The sequence below is a fragment of the Pseudovibrio sp. POLY-S9 genome (assembly GCF_001431305.1).
In the GTDB taxonomy this organism is placed as follows: domain Bacteria; phylum Pseudomonadota; class Alphaproteobacteria; order Rhizobiales; family Stappiaceae; genus Pseudovibrio.
The window spans coordinates 25868-34185 of the sequence record NZ_LCWX01000228.1; the positions used below are offsets into that span (position 1 = coordinate 25868).

Here is an 8318-nt window from a genome sequence, read left to right on the forward strand (position 1 = left end):
GCTGATCTATATGGCAGCTGTCGTCGCCATCGTACCCCTGTTCGCTTATATCCTGCGTGGGCGTTCCGCAGCTCCAGCTGCTGGCAACTCTGCCAACCCGCAGGACAGCATGACCCTTTCTCAAACATTGAGTCTGGCCTTCAAAACCAGAGACTACATCCTGCTGGTCTTCGGCTTCTTCGTCTGTGGTTTCCACGTGGCGTTCATCACCGTGCACATGCCGACCTTCATCGTGGATCAGGGTTTTGACGTTTCCGTCGGCGCATGGGCGCTGGCTTTGATCGGCCTGTTCAACATTGTTGGCTCCATGTCCTCCGGTGTGTTGGGGTCACGCGTTCCGAAACAATACTTGCTGTCATTTATCTATATTGCCCGGGCCATCGCCATCACGCTTTACATCACACTGCCAATCTCGGAGATGTCGACACTGATCTTCGCAGCCACCATGGGCATCCTGTGGCTCTCCACCGTCCCGCCAACGTCAGGGCTTGTCGCTGTCATGTTCGGCCCACGTTATATGGGAACGCTGTTCGGCATCGTGTTCTTCTCTCACCAGATCGGATCTTTCCTGGGAGTGTATCTGGGCGGTGTGCTTTATGAGCGAAGCGGCAACTACGATGCCATCTGGTGGCTCGGAATCGCACTCGGCATTTTTTCGGCCATCGTGCACTGGCCAATCCGCGAACAGTCCGCCACTGCAGGGCGTCTGGTCGCCAAGCCTGCGTAAGAGGCCTATTGGGTGAACTAGCTAGGTTTGTCAGTGTGTTACACCGGAATATTGCCTAGCGTTATTTTCTTGCCTTGTGGCCCTCCTTCTGCCAGCTTTCATGCAACATGAATTGGCGAGAAGGATTGGCCATGAGCGAGTTTGATGCCCTCTGGATTGAAGCAGATGAAAGCGGCCGCAAGCCACTACCTGCCAAGTGGAACAAGGTCAGTGTTGATCAGCTCTCTGCAGGAGACGTGACAGTCAAAGTCACGCACACCACCATCAACTACAAGGATGGGATGGCCCTTGCAGGCGCACCGGGCATCACCCGCAAGTTCCCGATGGTGCCGGGCATCGACGTCGTTGGCGAAGTGCTCACCAGCGAAAGCGACCGCTTCAAACCGGGCGATCAGGTCCTCCTCAACGGCTATGGTGTTGGTGAAGTCCACACCGGCGCCTACGCGCAAGTCGCCCGTTTGAACTCCGAGTGCCTTTTACATCGCCCGGAAGAAATCTCCGCCGCCCGCGCAGCTGCCATTGGCACCGCAGGTTACACCGCCATGCTCTGCGTTATGGCGTTGGAGAAATACGGCCTGACACCTGACCAAGGACCAATCGCAGTCTCCGGCGCATCCGGTGGTGTTGGGTCCGTTGCCATCAGCCTGCTGTCCAAACTTGGGTTCGAGACTATCGCCTTCACAGGACGCACCGAGGAAGCTGACTTCCTCAAGAGCCTCGGCGCAACAGAAGTGCTCGATCGGGCCGAGCTGGTCGAAAAGGGCAAACCTTTCGGCAAGGAACGCTGGGCTGGTGCGGTTGATGTAGCAGGCAGTCATACACTTGCAAATCTGCTGGCACAGACCAACTACGGCGGTGCTGTTGCTGCGTGTGGTCTGGCGCAGGGCATGGACCTGCCAGCATCTGTCATGCCGTTCATTTTGCGCGGTGTAGCTCTGCTCGGCGTAGATTCTGTTATGGCGCCTATGGCCCTGCGCGAGCAGGCTTACCGCCGACTGGTGCAGGATCTCGATCTTGCCAAGCTGGACACTCTGTCTGAGACAATCAAGCTGGCAGATGTTGAAGAACGCGCTGCAAAGCTGCTCAAAGGGCAAGTCCGCGGTCGTACCATCGTGGAAGTCGAGTAACGCTACAACAAGCAGGTTTAGACAAAAAGAAACCCCGCATCAGCCAGTCGCTGGTGCGGGGTTAAAATTGGAGCGGTCAGGCCACCAAATTCTTCTCACATATGAGGTCGTGGATTAGCTCCAGCCACCTCGGTAGGTCTTGTAGAAGATGTGCTTACCAATGCGCTTCTTACGCTGCATGGTCGGTGCCCAGTTCGGGCGAACATAAGTTGCATGGTAATGAGTAGAGGCATCAACAGCTGGAATGCTGACCTCACCCTTTACAATCTGCTGCGCGATCTTCTTCGCTTTGGCCCATGGACCAGCTTCAGTCACGCGCTCAGGAATGCCATCACAAGCAAACGAGAACTGGCAGGCGTTCTTCATGCCTTTGTTCTGATAAACCACCCCGCACACCGTGTTAGGATAAGCCGGGTTCTTCAGACGGTTGAGAACAACCTGCGCAACGGCAATCTGCCCATCACGAGGTTCACTGCGCGCTTCAAAATAGATCGCCTCAGCCAGACAGCGCATTTCCTTCTTGGATTTTCTCACAGAGCTCGGCAACTGGCGCATGTACCACCAGTGCGGATTGGTCCCTGAAGTAGAGGCCAGTTCGTTGTCTGAAAGTCTTGGCTTGCCGGAAGGCGTAATCGAAACTTTGGGTTTGCTCAGCAGCGCATCAAACGGAGCTTTGTTGGTCTGCGGTGTGGCTGGAGCATAAGCAGTTGCCAGAGCAATCTCGTTTTGCTTGGCGATGGAAAGGGTCGCTGGCTTAACTGTCTTCTGCGCAATTTGCTTGCGGGCAGCAAGTGCTGCACGGCGTGCCGCTTTGCCGAGTGGAGACGTGTCCGCCTGCCCATTGTTGTCGGCAAGACCGGCCAGCGCATCCCCACCATAATGGCCGTTGAAAGCCATTTGCGGCAGCTGGGAAACAAATCTGTCGGAGCTTTTCGGTTTGCCTGCATTTTGAATGAAAGCCACAACACGGCTCGGCAGAGTAGTGACGAGCATGTCACTCTTGCCGGTGCGGTTCACCGCATGGCGCTGTGGAGTTTTCTTCTCAGGGGCTACGAAGTACTTTGCAAATTTCTGGCTATCCCGTGCGGAGACAGATTGCATCCATCGCGGCGTTTCCTCGTCGAGGTTTCCGGTCAGTGCCGGAATATCCTGCAACGCAACTGGAGATGCAGCAAAGGTTCCAACTGCAAGCCCTGCAGCTAGAATTGGGTACTTAAAGTACATGAGGACAGCACGGCGTCCTGCATTCTTCTTCATCCCATGGCCCGACATACGCAATCTACTCCAAATCAACGCCCAAAAACTCAGCGTCTCTCACTCCCTGAAAAGGGAACCCCAAACTCTGAGATCGACAGGATGAAGAAGCCCGATAAAACACTCCCGCCCGTCACTTTTCCGGATGAGTGCATTTTTCGCTTTTAACCTTGATATAAAGTTAAGCCCGCCAAAACCCCAGTTATTCTGCCACAGTTCACGCCGCTGACAGCCAGCATATGGTTAATATGCAGGGACGGTACTCACCAAAAAACTAGGGCTATTTCATGTCTGGGTGGATTTTTCAGTTGGCCAAAAATCATAGGAACAAAAGGCTTCATGCAGGAAATGACACCTGTGATATCTTGGTGTGGCTGTAGGATATCAACATAATCAAAATCTTAACAAGATTAACCATAAGGCTCCCTGCTAAATCCACAACTCCGTTTTTCCTATGAATTTTTGCCGAGAAAAAACTCAAAAAAATTGTAGATAACCTTACGTCACTTAAGGCGAAAATGTGAATCAGAGCAAGCTAACGCGCAATCCCGGGGCCGGGCGCTCTTTCAAAATGTCTCTTCTGAACCGGTAAAGAGCTGCTGGGCGCCCGCCCGTCGCGGTTGAAGTTCTGCCCGTCTGCTCAACCAGCTGCCCCGTTTCCACCAGACGGCGGAAGTTCTGTTTGTGAATATGCCGGCCAGAAATCGCCTCAACCGTCTGCTGCAGATCGGTCAGGGTAAACTCAGGTGGCATCAATTCGAAGACAACAGGCCGATACTTCAGTTTTGCCCGCAACCGGGAAAGTGCCGTTGCCAGAATACGGCGGTGATCATGGGCAAGGCCCTCGCCAAGGTCTGGCAAGGTGCTGCGTTCCAGCGCAGTTGGCTGCTTATCGCGCAAGGCCTCACGCATAAGACCGGAGCCATAAAGCAACTCGTAACGGTCCAGAACGCGTTCCTCATCCCATTTCAAAGAGCCCACACCAAAGGCGAGCTGGTAACGATCTTTCCGGCTCAGCTCGTGGTAGGCCTTGGCATCATCATCCGGGGCCTTGCTGAAGGTCTCCATGCTGGGATGAATAATCTCTTCCAGCATCTTCGGCTGACCGCCACGCCAGTCTTCCCAGGGAAAAAAGTCATACCAGGGACGCCAGCGAGCACCTTGTCTGGCAAGCAGCCGCTCAGATTCTGGTGTCTGGCGTGTCAATGCCAGATAGCCGACAGAAACCATATGCGGCTCACCAATCCGCGCCAGAGAATATCTGTCGCGGTCACCAAAGGTGTAAAGCTGTTCCACATGGCCAATATGAAGGGCAGTCTGTTCTTCAACAAACGCACGCAAACCCAGCTCAAAGGTGCGGTGTACGCGTGGGTCAAACGGGCCGGAGGGCAGGCCAGACAACTCGTCAGGCACTTTTTGCGGCACAGTCAACACAAAGGGCACTTTGTCTTTTACGGAAACAATGACAGCACTCAGACCAATGCCAAGCTGGACAGGCTCCATGTCAGCACCGCGTTGGGCTGCATTTCCTGTTTCCACTGCATTGCTCATCAATGTTTGCTCCGTATCCGTCATGCCAGTTCAACAAGTGCGGCAGGATCAAGCGAGAACAGGTTGCCCTCAAAAGTCTCTGCACCACGACCAAGCTCGATGATTGATTGTATCATGCGCCCATTTCGCTGCAAAAGAGTGTCTGCCAAAGAGATAAGCAGCGGATTGGGTGTGGCTACAGGAGAAACCTTGCGCAAATGTTGGGCCAGCGCACGTTCATCTGTATCCGGCATAATCGCACAGGCAATGATGTAGGCAGCAGCTGTAGACCGGCTGACACCAGCCCAGCAATGCACCAGTAAAGAGCCGTTGCGTGCAGCATCACGGGAAAAATCCAGCAGTTGCTCTACATGCGTCGCATTGGGGGCAAGCAGACCTTCACGTGCTTCAGTAATGTCGTTGAACTCCAGCACCAGATGGTGAGCAGGCTTTGTCTCAGAAGGCAAGATCACCTCTGTTCCCGGAGAAACGAGAGAGAGCACATGGCTCGGCCTTGCTGAGGTCAACGTGTCTTCCAGCTTGGAAAGTGGACAGACATGCAGCATCAGCGGCCTCCAACTTTCTTGCGAGCGTCATCAAGCTCAGCAAACCGGGCCAGAAAGACCTCTTGCGCATCCTTGGTTGGCAGCGGCTCAATGCTTGCTGCCAAGGTGTCCAGTTGCTCCGCAGTAACCTTTGCAGGCTTTCCGAAAATCTTGTCAGCTTCTTCCTTGCTAAAGCCCGCCAGATGGATTGCTTCCAGATAGGCGCTGATAATGTCAGCCTTCTTGGCAAGCTTGGCAATGCTGACTGGCAAGTCGGGGGGCAGGTTGAACGCCCTGTGAATGGCATGGTGCAGCCGCTCTTCAACAGCCTTGTAGGTGCCACCCATCACGTTCTTGAAAGGGGAGATCATATCCCCGATCACATACTCAGGCGCGTCATGCAGCAAGACTGCCATACGCCATTGAATATCAAGATCAGGCTTGACCATCAGCGCAATCTCTTCCACCACCACACAGTGCTGGGCAACAGAGAACGCATGATCGCCAATTGTCTGCCCATTCCACCGTGCAACACGCGCAAGGCCGTGCGCTATATCAGAGAGTTCCACATCCAACGGAGACGGATCAAGAAGATTAAGTCTTCTGCCAGAAAGCATCCGCTGCCAGGCACGGGGGGAAGATGAGGAAAGCTCTGCACACATTAGTCAATCAAGCCAGTCGTCAAGGTTAAGGTGATGTCTACAGTGTATCTCCGAAAAGTGGAAACTGGTTTTCGGATAAAGATACGCAAAACAAAGACTAAAGCAGTTCATGTGTTCCAGCTTAAATGCGAATTGCTTTAGCTGTATCTCTTAATCAGATGAAGGCCAGTTGAAACTTGCCCATTCTTGAATGGAAGGGGTGAGGGCAACACCATCACATGTCAGCGATACACCTGCATCCATCGCAGTTTTCACACGGTCCAGTCTCAGCAGGGCAAGCCCATCAGTATTCTGCGAAGAGCCCAATGTTCCAACGCTCTTCTCTCCAGCCAGAACATCACTGCCAGCGGCAGGAAGCGCACTTTCAGCGGAAACTTTGATGATGCGCTTGCGGGCCGTTCCGCGGTGCTTCATGCGGGAAACAACCTCTTGCCCGATAAAACAGCCTTTGGAGAAAGCCACACCATTGAGGCTGTCCATGTCCGTATCATGCGGAAACACGTCTGCCAGCTGAAAGTCCAGTCCGCTCTGTGGAATGCCAAGTTTGATGCGATGCGCATGATAGTCAGCTTCTGAGGCAGTCTCTGCAACTTCGCCGGAGGAAACATAACGAACACCCATGTCAGCATGGCGAGGATCGCGCGGTTTATCCGCTGGCAAATCATCTCCCCAATCTGCGATCACAAGCATGGTCTCATCAGCAGGTTCCACAATCACCTTGGCGCGAAGCTTGTAAAAACCAAGACGCTTGGCAAAAGCATCCAGCTCATCAGCGCTCACATCAATCAGGAAGCCACCCGTGCTCTCATCTGCAAACACAATGAAGTCCCAGAGGATTTTCCCCTGAGGCGTAAGAAGAGCACCAAATGCGCTGGATGTTGCATTAATCTCGCTGGTGTCACAGCTGACGAGATTTTGCAGAAACTCCTTGGCATCTTCGCCAAAAACCTTCACGAGCCGACGCGAAGTGAGAATGGTACGTTGTGATGCCATGGGTCCGTCCTTCCAATGAATAAAACAACAAGAGTGTTTCATAACCCATCAGCTATGCGCACACCACGGAAAAAGAATAGTTTCTGTGGGTGACGAGGGAACTCCTCGCCTGCGCCTTGACACCTGCGTGTGGGAGGAAAAACGCAAAATATGAGGCAGGTAAATAGAAATGTAAGTACACTGAGTTGTTTACCGGAACATTCCAGTATTGCCGCGTTTTCAAGATCTTTCTGCAGTTACAATCAATGTTTCGACGTCGCAAAACTGTCGTGTGCGTGAACTAACTCTTTCTCTCGATTGATTTCAGTTCTTGATTCTGGAGATGCACGTGACATCAACTATCAGGCAGTCAAAGAAACGTTTGGATCGTGCAGTACATCGTTCAAAACTGATCTCCATGGAAGGCGTGCTGGAGCGTCTGTTCACCTTCGCATTTAAGGGGCTGGTATATCCGCAGATCTGGGAGGACCCGGAGGTGGATATGCAGGCACTGCAACTCAAACCTCATTCGAAAATGGTGACAATCGCTTCCGGCGGCTGCAATGTCATGTCCTACCTCACAGCAGACCCGCAGGAGATTACGGCAGTCGACCTCAACCGCGCGCATGTGGCTTTGAACCGCCTGAAATTGACCGCGCTGGAAGAGTTCCCCGATTATGAGACGTTCTATCGGTTCTTCGGTGAGGCTGATGAAAAAGCCAATATTGCCGCCTATGAGAAGTATCTGAAGCCCGCTATTGATCCTGAAACCATGGCCTACTGGGAAGGGCGAGACATGACGGCGTGGGGCCGCAAGCGCATCACCCTGTTCTCACGAGACCTCTACCACCACGGCATGCTCGGCTACTTCATCGGTCTCGGTCACTTCATCGCAAAGATCTACGGCGTTGACCTGCGCAAAATGGCAGACGCACGTGACCTGAACGAACAGCGATCATATTTCGACAAGATTCTGGCGCCGCTCTTTGATAAACGCCTGATCCGCTGGGCGACCTCTAAAAAGATGTCGCTCTACGGCCTCGGCATCCCCCCAGCGCAATATGAGAGCCTCGCCGCAGAAGGCGGTGGCAACATGGCAGGCGTTCTCAAACAACGCCTGGAAAAGCTGGCCTGCGACTTTCCAATGGAAGACAACTACTTCGCCTGGCAAGCTTTCACTCGCGGATACGCGCCCTCTCATACACACAGCGGAACCGGTCTTTCCGGCCCTTTGCCGCCCTATCTGAAGCCGCAACACTTCCCGGAAATTCGGAAAAGAGCCTCTCATGTGCGCGTTGTTAATCGGTCTTTCACAGAGCATCTGGATAATCAGGATGCAAACAGCCTTGATGCCTACGTCCTGCTGGATGCGCAGGACTGGATGACAGACAGGCAGCTGAACGATCTATGGGCAGGAATATCCCGAACGGCACGGCAAGGAGCGCGCGTCATCTTCAGAACGGCTGGCGAGCCAAGCATTCTGCCGGGGCGGGTCGATAAC

Annotated in this window: 8 protein-coding genes; 3 read left to right on the forward strand and 5 right to left on the reverse strand. The window is 53.5% G+C overall.

Annotation, left to right across the window (positions count from 1 at the left end; genetic code table 11):
* On the forward strand, positions 1–727 hold a 727-nt coding region (locus PPL9_RS22755; RefSeq protein ID WP_152986806.1), incomplete at its 5' end, for an MFS transporter.
* Between the two features lie 107 nt (positions 728–834).
* On the forward strand, positions 835–1854 hold the full coding sequence (locus tag PPL9_RS22760) for an MDR family oxidoreductase (RefSeq protein ID WP_057464869.1): 1020 nt from the start codon (positions 835–837) through the stop codon (positions 1852–1854).
* A 114-nt stretch (positions 1855–1968) separates the two neighbouring features.
* Here PPL9_RS22760 and PPL9_RS22765 read toward each other — a convergent pair whose 3' ends face one another.
* From PPL9_RS22765 to PPL9_RS22785, 5 genes are all read right to left on the reverse strand, one after another.
* Positions 1969–3126, reverse strand: coding sequence for a cell wall hydrolase (locus PPL9_RS22765; RefSeq protein WP_057464870.1), 1158 nt, complete (start codon positions 3124–3126; stop codon positions 1969–1971).
* A 507-nt stretch (positions 3127–3633) separates the two neighbouring features.
* Entirely contained in the window at positions 3634–4659 is a 1026-nt protein-coding gene (locus PPL9_RS22770) for an NAD regulator (protein ID WP_193775917.1), read from the reverse strand.
* 20 nt (positions 4660–4679) lie between these two features.
* Positions 4680–5204 carry a hypothetical protein gene (locus PPL9_RS22775; RefSeq protein WP_057464871.1) on the reverse strand — a complete coding sequence of 175 codons (525 nt, stop codon included), beginning with the start codon at positions 5202–5204 and terminating at the stop codon, positions 4680–4682.
* Positions 5204–5845: an HD family hydrolase gene (locus tag PPL9_RS22780; protein WP_057464872.1), complete on the reverse strand. Its 642-nt coding sequence runs from the start codon at positions 5843–5845 to the stop codon at positions 5204–5206. Before PPL9_RS22780 ends, PPL9_RS22775 begins: the two co-directional genes overlap by 1 nt.
* A gap of 150 nt (positions 5846–5995) precedes the next feature.
* Positions 5996–6838, reverse strand: coding sequence for a folate-binding protein YgfZ (locus tag PPL9_RS22785; protein WP_057464873.1), 843 nt, complete (start codon positions 6836–6838; stop codon positions 5996–5998).
* 322 nt (positions 6839–7160) lie between these two features.
* Here PPL9_RS22785 and PPL9_RS22790 point away from each other — a divergent pair.
* Positions 7161–8318: DUF3419 family protein (locus PPL9_RS22790; protein WP_208989566.1), on the forward strand; the 1158-nt coding region annotated here is incomplete at its 3' end.